This window comes from Erythrobacter sp. JB3-1, assembly GCF_057364995.1.
In genome coordinates, this window is sequence record NZ_CP200289.1 from 1,769,584 (window position 1) to 1,784,745 (window position 15,162).

At 60.1% G+C, this 15,162-nt stretch carries 10 protein-coding genes; all 10 read right to left on the reverse strand.

The genetic code is table 11. The annotated features are described in order from the left end of the window. Positions 1-28: 28 nt before the first annotated feature. The gene (locus AC0V6M_RS08455) at positions 29-3,010 is read right to left on the reverse strand and encodes a hypothetical protein (protein WP_486138376.1); all 2,982 of its coding nucleotides are present in this window, start codon (positions 3,008-3,010) and stop codon (positions 29-31) included. Next, positions 2,968-4,587 carry a hypothetical protein gene (locus AC0V6M_RS08460; protein ID WP_486138377.1) on the reverse strand — a complete coding sequence of 540 codons (1,620 nt, stop codon included), beginning with the start codon at positions 4,585-4,587 and terminating at the stop codon, positions 2,968-2,970. The genes AC0V6M_RS08455 and AC0V6M_RS08460 overlap by 43 nt, the downstream gene beginning before the upstream one ends. Position 4,588: 1 nt before the next feature. Continuing rightward, positions 4,589-6,733, reverse strand: coding sequence for a hypothetical protein (locus tag AC0V6M_RS08465; RefSeq protein ID WP_486138378.1), 2,145 nt, complete (start codon positions 6,731-6,733; stop codon positions 4,589-4,591). A gap of 11 nt (positions 6,734-6,744) precedes the next feature. Beyond that, positions 6,745-7,620, reverse strand: a complete 876-nt coding sequence (locus AC0V6M_RS08470; protein WP_486138379.1) for a hypothetical protein — start codon at positions 7,618-7,620, stop codon at positions 6,745-6,747. 269 nt (positions 7,621-7,889) lie between these two features. Beyond that, positions 7,890-8,228, reverse strand: a complete 339-nt coding sequence (locus tag AC0V6M_RS08475; protein WP_486138380.1) for a hypothetical protein — start codon at positions 8,226-8,228, stop codon at positions 7,890-7,892. Between the two features lie 14 nt (positions 8,229-8,242). Further along, the gene (locus tag AC0V6M_RS08480; protein WP_486138381.1) at positions 8,243-10,966 is read right to left on the reverse strand and encodes a phage tail protein; all 2,724 of its coding nucleotides are present in this window, start codon (positions 10,964-10,966) and stop codon (positions 8,243-8,245) included. Continuing rightward, positions 10,966-11,223 (reverse strand): hypothetical protein, encoded by a 258-nt coding sequence (locus tag AC0V6M_RS08485; protein ID WP_486138382.1) that lies wholly within the window; start codon positions 11,221-11,223, stop codon positions 10,966-10,968. Before AC0V6M_RS08485 ends, AC0V6M_RS08480 begins: the two co-directional genes overlap by 1 nt. Continuing rightward, positions 11,223-13,181, reverse strand: a complete 1,959-nt coding sequence (locus AC0V6M_RS08490) for a baseplate J/gp47 family protein (protein WP_486138383.1) — start codon at positions 13,179-13,181, stop codon at positions 11,223-11,225. Before AC0V6M_RS08490 ends, AC0V6M_RS08485 begins: the two co-directional genes overlap by 1 nt. Continuing rightward, complete coding sequence (locus AC0V6M_RS08495; protein ID WP_486138384.1) at positions 13,181-13,603, reverse strand: GPW/gp25 family protein; 423 nt, start codon at positions 13,601-13,603, stop codon at positions 13,181-13,183. The genes AC0V6M_RS08490 and AC0V6M_RS08495 overlap by 1 nt, the downstream gene beginning before the upstream one ends. After that, positions 13,603-15,138 (reverse strand): hypothetical protein, encoded by a 1,536-nt coding sequence (locus tag AC0V6M_RS08500; protein ID WP_486138385.1) that lies wholly within the window; start codon positions 15,136-15,138, stop codon positions 13,603-13,605. Before AC0V6M_RS08500 ends, AC0V6M_RS08495 begins: the two co-directional genes overlap by 1 nt. Positions 15,139-15,162: the final 24 nt, after the last annotated feature.

Here is a 15,162-nt window from a genome sequence, read left to right on the forward strand (position 1 = left end):
AGATGAAGCCTTCGGATTGTAAGCGAGCTCAACGGCCAACTCGCATTCCGCCAAGTGCGATAGGCATGGCCTGCGTTACTTCACGGGCGAGGCCGAAATCACGTATTATGCGGGCTTCTACATGCGTGGAGGTGATGGTCTCGGCACGGATCGTCGCGAGAGCTTGGCCTCTGGAATCGCGGATCATACCGGTCTGGCCAAGCCATACTTGCTCTGGTGGGATGCGGAGCGGAACAAGCCCACCAGGACGCAATGGAACAGGTTCGACCAAACTTGCCGGGACAAGCTCATCAACCGGTGCATGGGCTGCCAATAAGAGAGCGATGCGGACCAGTCCGTCGATAGCTTCCGTTGCCTCGTCGTCTGCCGTGTCAACGCGCGCGAATAGCCAGTCAGTAAGGTCCTGTAATTTACGTCGAAGCGCTAGAGGTACGCTGCGCCAGCCGGGCAGTGCACCTAGCGCCGCAAGATTAGGGACGACTTCGTCATGCACGGAGAATATCTGCGCCCAGCGCATGCGTAGCGACGGTTCTACTTCCGCAAAGGCGGCATGGAGGCAGGCGGCCACGTTGCTGATGTTTTCTAGCTGTCTGCTGACCAGGCGGGCGAGGGCCGGGCGTTCGCGCGCTCCGTCTAGCAAGTCTGCCATTGAGATGGATCGCCTGATCGTCTGATGCAGTCCGCCGAGATCGAACCGGGCCAACTGGGATAAATCAAGCTGAGCAGTGTTTGCGCGCATACGCTCTATTGCGGTGCGCTGGACCGCTAGCCTTGCGTGCACTCCGGCCAGCGCTCTGTTCCCACGGCTCCTTTGCGTTTGGGCTAGCATGGGGAGGGCCGCGGCGCGGGCCACAGCAAGGGTCAGCACCTTTTGCGCCGCTGTGATGCGGTCGAGCCTGGCCAATTCGCGAGACACTTCGGGAAACCATCCGACAGGGGCATCGTGGAAAAGCCCGCAATATTCGCGCAATTCCTCTGGCTGGTCGGCATGGTCCGCGAGGCAAGTCACGACCGGGTCGGGTGGGTTTGCTGGATAGGCTGCAGCGCTGGCGGCTGCATTGACTACCGGTGCGAGCCGAGGGCGGCGGAATACGATTTGGTTGGAGTGACGGGCAATGGTAGCAGCGCGGCGAGCATTCGTTTCTGCGACATGCGCGCGCTCTTCTGCTTCCAGTGCTTCTGCTACAGATAGGTCATGGCGGATTTCGGCGAGATCGGCATCTTGCGTCTCTAGCGCGGCTTCCAACCTATCTCCATCCGCTCTGATGAGCGTCAATGTGCGGCGCACATCGGCTAGAACTTTCTCGAACAGATCCACGCGTCCTTCGACCAATCGCATCAGCGCGATGGCATCGTCGATGGCGGCTACGGCAGCACTGAAGTAGGCGATCTCGTGGACTTGCTCGCCGGCACTGTCCCCGTCTCCATTGGCCTGCAACATTTCGATATTGTGGACATCGATCCATTCCATTCCGGCAGGTGCCTCGACAATATCGGCGAGCGTAGCAGGCTGGAGGTCACTGAGATCGTTGCTGCCCGCCTCGCGCAATGCGAAGCCTGGTGCGGGCAAATCGGCCAGGACGATGCCTAGGCCGATGTTGTCGCTTGCATCTTCACCGCCGATCAACCGGGTCAGCGTGTTGATTACAGCCAGCTTTCCGGCGAGCGCATATTCATGGGTCTTGGCGGCTGCGCTTTGCTTGATCCGTTCCGCCACGGTGACTGTCCGTTCGACAATCCCAGGCAAGGCTTTTTGTCCGACAATATCTGCGGCGCTGATCCCTGGATTGAACAGCCCCAGTTTTGTGGCAGCGATGTTCGAACCAAAGGCTCGCGCGCTGCCGGTCGCGGTGCTCACTGTGACTTTCTTAGCGGTGGATGTTGCAGCGCTCCCAAGTGGGACGGATCTTGTGGATCCTATCGTCTTGCTGTTCAGCGAACGGCTGCTTGTGATGGCGCTCCCACTAAGCAACGCTTCACTCGCAAAGTGGGTGGCCATCGCTCCGAAGAAAGGCGTGGCGGGATTCGTACTTTCGATCGCTCGCGCTGGTATGTTCGTCTCGCTAACGACCATAGTAGACGATCTTGCTGCCTCGCTAGCTGGCTGGGAAATCATCAGAGGCGGCATCGTCACGGAAACGAAGGGCATGACGTGGATGAAGTCTGTGCGCGTTGAGCTTGTTGGTGCGGACGAGGAAGTGCTGCTGCCGCCGCGATCACCTGAGGCAGCGGCGAGGGTCACCGCTTTTTCTTGCGTGGCTTCGGCATCCTTCATGCGCGACAGGAAATCGGCCAGATCATCTGCGCTCGCCCGGGCGCTTTCATCGCGAACCGCTAGATCTGCGAGCGCAGGCGAGGTGACTAGTCGCGAGGCATCATCGCGGCCTAGAATGTACTGGCGCAATCGGTAAATATCGGCGCGTGCGCGTACGAACCCGACATCAATGGAATCGTTCGTCCGCTTGAGCCGCGCATCGAGATCCGCCTCCGTCGCCTCAAGCCCCTGCGCCGCGGCGAGCGCCCGTGTCGCTTGCATGGCGTCTTGACCCCAGCGATGCGTCCAGCTCGAAAGCGCGCTGCTTTGAAGCAAGTCCCCGCGAATTGCTGTGCCGAATTCAGGGTGTGTAGCCAGTTTGGCTTTCGCCGGTTCGGCCTTACCATCCGTCTTGTAAATCCCGGATGTTAGCAGTCCATTTGAAAGATATGTCAGACTACCAGAAGCATCGAGTACACCGATTGCGCCCAGCCGAGCTTGCCCACCAGCAATTGCTACGGTGAGTTCTTCCAGATATTCGCCTAACCAAAGCTCGCCATCGTCATCGCGCATTGAACCAATCGGAAACTCGAGACGCTGCCATTCACTCAATTCAGGCAGCTCTCCCAGATAGTTCAAGCCATCACCGCGCTGCTCCCCAAGTGAACCTGCGTCCTTGCCCCAGTGGGCGGCGAATACCTGCTCTTTGCCCTTCAGCGTGACCGCGGCCTGAGAGGGGGCTCGCCGCCGTCCCACTGTACCCAAACAAAGATTGCGCAGTCTTGGCTGACCTCTGGCAGACTGGCATCGGCAATAGTGATCGATGCAGGGGCCGTTCCATCAGCAGTTAGGAGAAAGGTGCGCGCTGTGTCATGCGGCAGATGTGCGCTTTCTTCTGGCGCAAGCTCGCTCTCGGTCGCTCCATCGCCGGGCCAGCTTCCGCGGAGGCCTCGCGCGGCAAGGCCCAGTACATCAAATCTGCGCCGCATCGCTTCGCGCGCGATGAGCGCATCGCCGCGTTGCGAGAGTAAGCGCGCGCGGGTCGCAGAAAAACGTGGGTCAAGCGTTTCTACTTCCAGCAATTGAGAGTCATATTCGCGTGCAGGGACAGGTAAGAGCAGCTCGAGCTTTTCGGGCTGGTCAAGCGCTATTGGGGCGAGCCCTGCGCTTTCCGCAACCAGCCTGTCGATCTCTTCTGCCATCGCTGGCGTCAGCGAGATATCGAAGCCATCGGGCAGCAAGGTTTGGCTGCGCCCAAGCACGTCCACGAACTCACCGGGTAGGACGCCAGCAGGCGGAAGCGCGGCGATCTCGCGTCTGATTGCATCAAGACCCTCAGCGCCAAGCTCCGCGAGATGCGCGCTAAATTGTGCCAGGCGAGCCTCGGCTAGAACTGGATTTTCCCGAGTGCCTGGAACGTGAGAACGAAGCGGAGGTTGACCGCCACGCCTTTGAACAGCAGCGGCATCAATCCACGCGATGTGCCCCTCTGTATCGAAGGCCACGAGTGCGAGTGGCAGACCTGCTTCTTCCCAGGGGTGCATAGCTTCGCGGTCTTGCATCGCTTCGAGCGCAAATATCCTCTGCGCGATGCGGCTGCGGGCTCGTGATCCGTCGAGCTCAATGCGGTAGTCGGGACCGCTGCCAAGCGCGCGGACATCATCGGGCCACGCGTAAAGTACCAGGCGGGTGCCATCGATATGTGCCGGATCAAGCCAGCCAATATCGCGCAGGTCTGTTGGGCAATGCGGATCGCCCGGGTCGGGCATTTCGACTGTTACCGGCTGGGCAATGAGTACAGCGAGGGTCGGACGCCCGCTCTCAGAATCGAGTTCGCTAAAGGCTGGGCCGAGCACTCGTGGGCGCGGCGGAGAGAGGATATGGCCAGTTGAGGCTACCTCAACCTCGGCTGGATCGCTTTCACTTTCAGCCTCATCGCTTTCCTCAGTGTCGAAGGCTTCGGGCGGAGCCATGACGCGCATGGCCGCAAGATCCACGGTCCCGCCGCTGATCCTCACATCCTCCCCTGACCGCGCCAACCCGCTTCCCGTAGCGATTGTGAGACGCAAAGGATCTGGGCCGCCAGTACCAGGGACACGGGATACGCCAAGCCCTTGCAATGTGCCCGCACTTACTGCCTGCCCGCGCAGGCGCTGCATCCCTGCCTGCGAGACTTGTCCTGTTTCAAGCGCATGATGCGTTAACGAGCGCCCTGTGAAGGCTCGCGGCCGCCGCCTCCAGTCCTCACCGGTTTCGCGGGCCAATGGGGGATCTGTTGCAAGCGCATGCTCGCCGGGCAGCAAAGGTGTCGGAAATTTCCGGGGTGCTCCCATGTCAGCGCTCCTTAGCCAGTTCGGCAATGGCTGCGTGCAACTCATCGGCGTCTTGAGCGGCGATAATCTCTGCCAGTTTCTTCGCGATGTTAATCGTGCGCTGGTCGCTACCAGTGCCGAGTATGCGATCGGCCTCGATGGCAAGTGCCGTGTCTCCCAACCATCCGCCTGCTTTGCCGGTCACCAGTTTTTCGTCTGACGTTTTGGCCAGCAACCTTAGCCCCTCGCCAAGATTTTCGCGGCGGTAGTCGCCTCCCACCACAGCGACATCTGATTTGGTGAGCATCTTTTCCGTTCGGCGGCCGTTAAGTTGGTTTGCAAGAAGTTTGCTGCGGGCGCTTAGGATTTTTAGGTACACGTCTTCGGTTTCGATCATTGGGCTCACGACCTCGAGGTCTTTGATGAGGTTAGTAAACAGAACATCGCGTATCGCCTCTTGTGCGAGGAGGTCGGTAAGAGCGGCATTGGCTCCAGAGACCATTGCCTTGCGCAGGGTAGTAAGGCGCGTTTTGAGTTGGAACTCGCCAGCCTTCTCATCAACTATCTTCTCGCGAGCTTCCTCGCCCTGTGGGATCGGTTGCGGGGCCGGGGTTGGATTTGGAGATGGGGTGGGCGTTGCCGGTCCGTTTTCTTCATCTGTGGGATCCACTACAATTGGATCGGTTTCGCCGGTTACCAATTGCACCGAGTGACCGGTAAGCGTGGCGGCGTGCGGCGCAGTGCGCTGACGTGCGTAGAACAGCACCGGATTCCCCGCGAGATCGCGTGGTACAGAAGTTGCTGCATCTTGCAGGGCAGCTTCCCACAGGCTGAGTTGAGCCGCTTCTCCGCTGCTCAGAACCGAGCCGGGGCGGATAGTGCTAAGCCTGCTAGGGTTGCCGAGAATTGTCAGTGCGCTGTTGCTGGCTCCGAATATCGCAGGAGAGATGACGGGCATGTTGAGGCTGCGCAGTGAATGAGCAAGGCTGTGAAGCTTGTAGCGCGGCAGGGGCACAAGCGCGCTGATAGCGACCCCTTCTAGATTTCCGCGCGCCAAATCGATTGGCTCGAGTCCGAGGGAATCCTCAATAACTGCGCCGATCTCGTCTTCAGGAACAAAACTGACCTGCATTTGCACACCGGACGGCAACCACGATTGCTCCAGGGAATCCGTCCCAATCAGGATAGAGCCGAGCGGCATTGGCCCAGCAGGCGGGATAAGGTTGAAATGGTCCTCAGCGGCGAACGATGTCTTATCGCCGCGCTCCCCGCGGGTCGACATGATATCTGAGAGATGCTGCTGATACTGCAGCAGAAAGGCCTCAGACACGGCGCGTTGCCGCCCGCCAAGACCAAGCGCGAGCGGACTGTCGGCCCCGGTTTCGCGCCGCACCAGCATTGGATCGCACCAAACAATGCTGCCGCGATCGAGCGCGACCATCGCCAGCAAAAGCGCGTCTTGAGGCACTGCGCCTGGTTCTTTGCCGAAGATTTCGCTGGCAGCAAGCGCGCGGGCGCTCGTAAGATCAACGGCGCTGCCTGCACCTTCATATGCAATGAGCGTGATCGCGGTTGCTTCGATAATATCGCCCGGCTGGCTCCCGCGTTCGCCAGATACGACGTCGGGATAGGACCCGGTGGGATTGGCAGTGAATTCCACCGGGCGCAGGGCAAGCATGAATAGGCCAGTCCGTGCACTTACCGGTGTGGCGGGGCTGGCAGATAGGCCGAAAACCTGGTCCAATTGCCGACTTCCCGCAATGTCCAGGAGCGAGATTGTACGCTCTTCCATGACCGATACGATCGCGCCCGATGGCGTCACACCATGTCCTGCTTCGATCGCTACAGTGTCGCCGCTGCCTGATCCATCTGCGTGCACGTGAAGGCCATGAACTACGCCCGTTCCCGTAGCGCGGGCCAAGTCATCCTGCCGCTGGCGGATATAGTCTTGGTCGCGGGTCAGGTCCGCTGCGGTCAGAAACTTGCCATCGAAATAGCGGGGGCGTTTGCGCATTCCATCGAGTTGCAATGTGCCTGTTTCGTCAAAAGGCAAGCTGCCCCAACCTTGCGCGCGATCGGGCAATTCATATTTGCTCGCCAGCTCCTCAAAGGTGATCGTAGCGCGGGCGGAAGCGGGTAGTGCGGAGCGAGTGTGGGGGCTAGCCATAGTGGCTCTCCTTAGGGTTGGATCGGTGCAACGGGCCGGAATTCATGACCGAGCCATTTGCCCGGCAGAAACACAAAGGGACGAAGCGAGTTGTCGACTTGGACACGCGCGTCCAGCCGCAAGCGAGGACGGATTCCCCCGCTGCCGGGCGCAGTGACCGGAATGGCGACGCGGGCGAGAAAGACTGCGCTCGTATCTTGCCCGCCGACATGCTCTCTCAGTGCAGGAAGGCTTCCATCGACACTCACCGTGCTCTCGGCATCGGGCCAACTGCCAAGGACGGCAGAGAGTTTGCGCATCCGGGTCGCATTGTTGGCAGGCCAGCTGTTTTCAGGTGCCGGGATTGGATCGCCGCCGCCTTCCGGTCGCAGCACGAGATCCAGTACGCCGCGCTCTTCAAGCCGTGATGGCACAGTCGCGTCGATCGAATCTCGCGCTCCGCTAGAAAATGCAGGCGAGTGACCGCGCGCGCAGCCATGAGCAGCGAGGAATACGTCGCATGTCACGATGCGAGCACTAGCATCGTCCGGGTCGATCGACATTGCGGCGAGCAACGGCGCGTCCTCTTGCTGTTCATACCAGCGGGCGAGGCGGATACACTGAGAATGCGATATTTCGACAAGCCGCCCAAGCCGGTCTGCAGCAACGCCAGGTTCAACGCTCAGTTCGAGTGTGGCATCGTCCGCTGCTGGCGAATTGACGGCCAGGCCTGCTAGCGTGCCGTGACCGACCAATGCCTGCACCAAACGCGCAAGGCGCGAGCGGTGATAGGTTTGCTCAGCACGAAAATCCTCTGCATCAAGCATTAAGCCAGTGGCGTAATGCACGCGCTCGGCTTGACCTGTTGCTTCCAGCGGGTCGGCAATGTCGGGCCAGGCTTGGGTCATGGCATCATCCTTCAAAAATGCAGGTCAGCGCCGGATCGGCGGAATAATTGGGTCGCGCAGTCGAGTAGGGTCGAGCCTCCTGACAACCGCCGGATCGGGGGCCTTTAAAACCACCACAGTTACCTCCTGCGGCATGCTTGCCTGTCCGGCATTGTCGACTACCACCAGCTGGAAACGGTACTTCCCGACGGGTAGCTTGTTGCTCACCGCGAGTTGCGGAGAGCTTTGTTCAACTGGTTTGTTGCGGACGAGGCGAGGCATCGACTAGTTTAGCCCTGATCGACCCAGGTAAACCGGTACTTGACGATCTTGCCGGGTTCTTTGTCGAAACTTCGCTCGCCAGACAGGGCGAATTTCTGCCCCTCTTTTATGCTTAGCTTCCGCATGCGCTCACCTTGTTGGTCGAGCACATCAAGCATCGCAGTCGGCTTTTCATCGTGCAGAACGATGATCTCAATTGATGCCGGATCGCTTTCTTGACCAGCATCGTCGATTACGACCAGGTCGAAACGGTTTGCGCCCACTTGAAGCTTCTGATTTGGGGCGAAGTCGACTTTCACCTCCGGTCCGGCTTGTTCGACCGGTTGGTTCTTTGCAAATCGTGCCATTGTGCTTCTCCTTTTTAGTTCCAGGTCCAGATAAATCGATTGAGTGTGCGGCCAGGGCCGCTGTGCGAACGGCTAGCGTCCAGGACGAAGCCACCGGCAGCATGGGCAGTGGATGGTCCATCGGCGCGGGCGACGGGCGGTGGTCCAGATGGGATATCGCCTCGGCGGTCGAGAGACCCAGAGCCGATCAAGCGATCTGTTCTACCAAGCGCGCTGCCTCTTACCGCGCTGCCATCATCGCCTAGTGTCATCGCCGCTGTTTCAAACGCTTCGCCAAGGAAGCTATCAATTCCTACCAGTGAGGCGACGCCAGCGATAAAAGGCGCGCTCATTGGCAATATATCGACTCGAACATGAGCAGGAGCGGCGGCATTGGCGGCTTGCTGAATACGGTCATCCGGTAGGACTGCGCCCGCATCTTCTCTGCGCACCATCACCAAAACGGTATGAGCCAAAGTCTCGTAGAAGGCGGATAGGTCGGCGCGGTCTTCTTCGCTGGTAGCGATTTCGGGCCCAAAGTGCGCCAATAGTGCTGCGCGGTCTTTTTCGCCAAGTATCAAACTATCTCCGACCACCGAATTTCCGGAAGGTGGATCGCCTGGTAGGAGCGGATCGTCCGGAGCGGCCAATGTTCGGCCCAGAATTGTACCCATTGTTCGGCGCAGACGGAAACCCTCCACAGCAACGATCCGTCCTGCGCTGACGTCGCCACCGGTCAGGACGGTGCATTGCCCACCGCTGCGCGGATCGCTAACCTTGAGGACGAGCGCACGCTGAGTGACGCCCTCGATCGCGATATGGGCCAGTTGGCCAGGGCGGGGAACAGGCAGGTCAGGGTCTGCCAGCCCGCCATTTATGAGCTGCCCGCCTGTTTCGAGTTCAAGCGTGGCGGCAAGCCCTGCAGCCGTTCCGTTCATCCGCGCCAAATGTGGCGCGGCCAGCAGTTTTTGCCGTTTGCGCTGAACGTCTGTCTCACCTGAAAGATCATGGCCGGTCCAAGATGCCAGCCAGTCAAGCCCATCATTAGGCACACTGGCCGCATCGGTATGAATCCAACTGCTCGCCACACGCGCCTCGATCTCGCTCATCGGTCCTTCCATCAGATGGACAAAGCGCTCGAGAAAATCGGGTGGTGTGGCAGGGGATAGGGCGCGTGCTTCTTCGCCGACCAATGTCTCGCCATACAGTTCGGGCAGATATCGATCAGGATAGCTAAAGCGATTGCCATAAACGCGCAGCGCGTAGAGTTCTGGCGTGGCGCGCCCGTTCGATGTCAGTTCGAGGTGGATGTAGAGATAGCGCCCAGTCACCCGGCGGACGGCCCGGCGGCCGTCTTGTGCGAGGCATGCGAACATTCCGCTGCGGTCTGGCTCGCGTTCGTCAGGAAAAAAACCGCTATGGCCTGGAACTTCTGACGCAGAATGACACCAGGCGGCTCGCGGCCATTGGGGCGCATTTTCGGATAACGCATCCTCTGGCCAAGCCTTTGCTGAGCCGACAAGGTGTAGCGCCCATTCCTTGCGGCTTTCGGCATTGATCGGCGCAGTAGGTGCGTCAATTCTATTCGAGCCATGCAGCGAAACACGCATGCCGCATCCCTCTGGCATGCGGACCTCCGCGTAGAAGCGATGCCAACAGCAGTCGAAAACCTGTCCATCAATCGGGCCAAGCATCACCGAACCATCGGCGCTGCGCGAAGCGCGGGACAAGGCTACAAGTCGGCGAGCGGTGCGATGCGGCACAGGGTCGGTGTGGGTTGCAATATGCACAGCGCCGCGTGCCGAATGGTTGGCAAGACCATGGCCTGCATCGTCCAATAATGGAATGAAGCGGCCATTGGGGCGCGCCGCTTCGCCCCCGGCCAACAATTGCGCACGGTCATAAGCGAAGGCCCGGTCCGCCATTCGAGTGCCGTCCGTTGCGAGCAGGCAAAGCTGCTCTTCTCCATCCCATGCGAAGCTGGTGGGAAAGCGGATCCCTGCGAGCGGTCGGGAGCGTTCTAAGCGACCTTGCTCTAGTAGCAGAAATTCGGCCTCCTGGCCTGGGTTCCAGCAAAGGATCGCGAGCTGTCCGCCGGCGCTCATTCGCATCGCGACCGGACGAAGGGCTTCTGGCACGAGCAATTTGGGCTGGATCAAGATCCGCGGGTCTTCGTGAGTGCGATCCTCGGAAAAGCTCCCGGGCCTGCGCAGACTGCGCGCTATTGAAGGCAACGGTGTTCCTTCTAAACGGGCCAATTGGTGCGTGTTGATGTCGAGCAACCAAGGCGCATGTCCGTCTGCGGCGGCTGCGAGCCCGGCGTCAAAGTCGCCGGCGCCAATGGTCTCCACCGGCCAACGATCGCGCAGGTCGAGCATGGCGATTTGGCCGCCTCGCAGCACAAGCACGACGTCGTCTCCCAGCGCCAGGTCATCGGGAGGGATGGCGGCAGGAGGTTCAGCACTGCCGAGGTTGAGGGTAACTATGCCTGGTGCAAATCCACTGGCAGAGACTCGTCTCTCGGCCTCGTTCCACCAGGCAAAGCCGCCATGTGCATCTGCGAGGCATGACGGGGCCGCGGCCAATTGGCGTGCGCGGGTTTCGTCCTCGTCAAGTGCTGGAATTGCGTCGAGATCTGCCAGAACCAAGGCTTCACGCCCGGCGCACCATTCGAGGTGCTGCGGATTATGGCCAGTATCCTCCAACCCGAAATCTCGGGCCGTGCGGAATTGCCAGAACGGGACATTGTTTACGTCCATCAGCAATTCTCCGGCACAAACGGTACGGGCACTCGGTCGCCGCCGACGCCTGCGTCGTTGCCATTCATGGCGGGAACACTATCGGCGGCTATGGTGCCTGCGGAGACACCGGCGCTGACCAGCTCGGGCAATTGCCAGCGTTGCAAAGCGATACGCACGCGGCCATCTGCATCGGGCGTGACTTCGCTCCAAGCGCCTTCCGCAGATCGGCGGAACAGGCGCAGCGGTGCGACCGCGCGGACCCCAGGTACGCGCATTATTGCGGCTTCAATAATGCGCGTTTCAACACTTTCTCCGGCGCGCCAGCCAGCACCGTCGAGGCCGCCGGGCGCGAGCGGCCAAAAACCGCATGCAAGGTGTCGGTCACAGCCTTGAGGACCTCCTCGCGCCGATCGTTATCGGACAGCTCAACCGCTAGAGTTGCGCCAATTGCGATGTATTCAGGCGCGATTGAATAGAGCTCCGTGGCCAGCGGGCGGCGTTCGTCGAGCCAGCGGTGAAGGGTTTCCAGCATCGGGCGATCGGGGCGCGGGCAGGGCGCGCGCATCCCAGAACTGGCGGGCAGCAGCATGACAGAGACCGCTCCAGGCATATTCTCCTCGCGGGTTTGCGGACGGAATTTCTCCAACACCTCGACACGGCCAACCGGAACGCCAGGCACGGTCGCTGCCAACTCGTGGAAATCGCTGCGTGTGACCGCGCGTTCACGGTGGCGGATAGAGGCTGGAATACGCATTTCCGCTTGTTCGAGTGTTTCGGCGTCAGCCCCGCCAGTCAGCGCAAGCGGCTGCACCGCATTCAGAGGAGGCATTCCAGTGTGCGCGGCGATCTTGGTGATGGAGCCTGGCGGCAAATTGCCCTTGGTCCCGCCGCCTGCGCGCATCGCCAGAACCTGTATCTGATGGCCAGCTTTGGGCGCGCGTCCGTGCACACCATCGCCGAAAGCAATGGTTCCGGTCTCACTGTCGAGACTGTAGACACGCTGGTCTGGCTGTGCGGTGGCAATGTCTGAAACCTGACGATATTCGACGAGGCCGCCGCTTTCTTCGACTGCGACACGCAATGTGGCCGGTTCAATCGCCGTTGTGCCGAGCGCAAATGCCTGCCCGCTTGCACCGGTTCCACGGCCAATGGATTGGCGTCCGAATGTACGGCGCTGCTCAATCTCAACCGCGTTTGGACCGGCCCATTCGAGTGCAAGACGTCCGCCATCGCGCAGAGTTTCCGGAACAAGGCGTAGCCAAGTGACAATGCGAGAGGCCAGCATTGGATCCTCAACGCGAGGAGGGCGTGCGCCAACGCCGGAACGATAATCGTCTGCTACATCGCCGCTCGGCGCGCCGATATCATCCTTGCCAGGAAGCAGTATTCGAGTGACTCCGGTTCGAGTAAGGCCGGCGCTGCTGTCGGCCAAGGTTTCGAGCGGCAAATATTCATCACCTGCTCCACGTCCCGTACAAATTTCCCAGTGAAATGGCAGCGGCTCGCGCACACCAATAGCATCGCCAAACTGCGGGACGGCGATTTGCGGTGCGATACCAAGATTGAGGGCTGCTGCGGTATTGTCTGCGCCGCCGCCTAAGGCGTCTTGCACGGCGGCTCTTGTCGCTTCAGTGGGGTCTGGTGCTAACAGCGCCATCCAAAGGCAGCCATCAACCGTCCCGCTGGCCAAATCGACTGCGCCGGTACCACTCGGGTCCAACGGATCGCAAACTGGCGCGGTGACATAACCTGCGACGCTTCCTTCGGTGGCGAACAGATCTTGTAAATCAGGCATTATCGCGGCCAATTGGCCTTGTTCATCGGGCGAGGGAGGGCGCTTTACGAAGCAGCGTCCCTCAACTGGCATGACATGCGTTTCAGTTAGCGTTTCGAACGGAATCGGCTGGTCGATCCGCGACAGCATGGGCAGCGCAGCGGCCTCCAACTGGGCAGGGTTTTCGAACGCAAGTTGAATGAGCCCGCGTGCAGGCAAAGCGGGCCTTAATTGCATGCCAAGCAGGCGGAGGAAGGCCAGCCGCTGACGCTCGGGAACGAGGTTTGCCCGGTAGAGGAGATTGTCGCCAAGCCATGCAAAGAGTTGAAGTAAAGTGACACCTGGATCGCCATCGCGCGGGGCAGTCCATTCGGGCGTGTGAGCCGGGATCCGGGCGAGCAGGTCTGCCTGCAGTGTCTCGAAATTGAGATCGTCCAGTGCTGGGGGTTTTATCGGCATCAGCTATCCCCTCCCAGTTCAACTGATGCTCGGATCAGAGCAGGCGCTCCGCTCGATATGATGCGATAGGCAAGTACGATGTCGACACGGCGAGGGTCTGATGTTTCCTCGACTGCTAGTTGCACGATGCGCAGGCGCGGCTCATGCGCAGCGAGCGCATTTGAAATTGCGCGTGCGATGGCGCTGCGCGTTGCCACGTTGTTGGGCGCATTGAGCATGGCCGGCAATCCAGCCCCGAAACGCTCGCGCATTAAGAGTTCGCCGGGCCCGGTGCGCAGGATTACCTCGACCGATTGGCGTACGGATTCTGCCTCTCCCGGCCATTTGAGAGCCCCATCTGCACTTGGCATTGGCAATAACGGCCAGCCCACCTGAGGCGTTGTCCGGCGGTTGGATGGCGATGTGAATAAGGGGCCTGACATTATCCGCCCTCCTTTTTGGGGATCGGGATGCAGACCTTGATCCAGAGCATCCAGCGGAAGAAAAAGTTGAACAATTGCAGAAAGATGTTGAGCGTGATGAAGGCGCAAATTGTAATTATTGGCAGGCTGAAACTGCACAGCCAGCCAATGCCTGTTTTGGCCGGACGTGAGCCGTTGCCCTCCATCAGATCTTCCGGATCCTTCGCCACCATCGCGGCCAGCTGAGGTGGTAAGTCGAAGGCAATATTGGGTTTGAGGTCTTTGACGTTATCCAGATCGGGCAGAGAAATTTTATGGGGAGGCGCATCACTGTCCCACCATGCGCGTATGCCGATCTGTCGTCCGGGCTCACCCCAAATAAGGCGGATTGGGCAGTCGGGCGCATGGCGCACTCTCAGGAACGGACGGATGCGGTAACGGGTGGCCGGATCATCGAACTTTGGCGTGTCGGGCTGGAAACGAGCGGCTTGCTGAGTCAGACATTTCCGCATGGCTGCCATTAGTGCGTCGGCCTCGGCGATACTGCGCGTTGGCCATTCGAGCGGCATTACAAGGCCAGTTGAATTGCTCTCGTGGCCAAGCAGGATGGGAGCGGCAGCAAGCAGCCATGCGTCTGCTGGCATCGTCTCCAGCACCTCTCCGTCGTTATCCGCACGCAGCGGTAAAGAGATTGCTGCGAAGGCTTGGCGTAGATCGGCGGTTGCGGCATTATCCTCGCCCATCCCGCATTCAATGACTGCTTGCCTAACCAAAACCACGAGATCAGCGAGTGTGGCATCGCGCGGCGTTCCAGGAGCAATCCAACTGGGGTCGAGTTCCTCTCCGGATTTGTCTAGCGGAATTGCCGAGCCGGTACGCCAGGGCCATCCATACAGCTCATCAAGCCGCGCCTCATCAGTGGGGCTGAGCGCATCGTAATCGAAGGCGTCTTGCGCTGCTGGGCTGCTTTCTGAGCTTGAAAGCGGCAGAACGGCAAAAAGGATCGTACGGTTCAATTTCGCACAAATATCGCCGGGCACAGCCTGAAGGGCGACAACGTCCTCAGCCGGCAGAGCCGGATTGTTGCGCAAGCTAGCCACCTGTTCCAGCGCGGAAGAATTGAAACCAGGAAATAATGTGGCCCGGCGCATCGGGTCAGGATCGAGCGTTTCCGTGCCATTAGTAGGCTGCCATCCAAGCGGGGTACCATGCGCCTTAAACCAGCCAAGCGGCGCGGAGGCGTTCGTTTGTTCGCGGCGGAAGACAAGCCCCATGCTCTCGATTTTTTCGCGCGCCAGGCGCGGGCGTCCGGGAACTTCGCGGCTGACTTCGTAGAGCATTAGTACGGTCTGGCGGTGCATTGGCAGCGGCAGACGCTGACGAGCGCTGCTATCGGGTTCGCGGGCATCCAGACGGGTTTGCCAATCTTCGCTGCGCAGATCTGCCCATAGCGCTTCCAAAAAGTCGGGCTCCGTGAAGGTTGCTATCCGTCCGCGCTTATCAGAAGGACGTCCCAGTGCATGAAAGGCAACATCATGGTGTGCACGCGGCGGCATTTTGCGCGCCATGCGGCGGGCAGC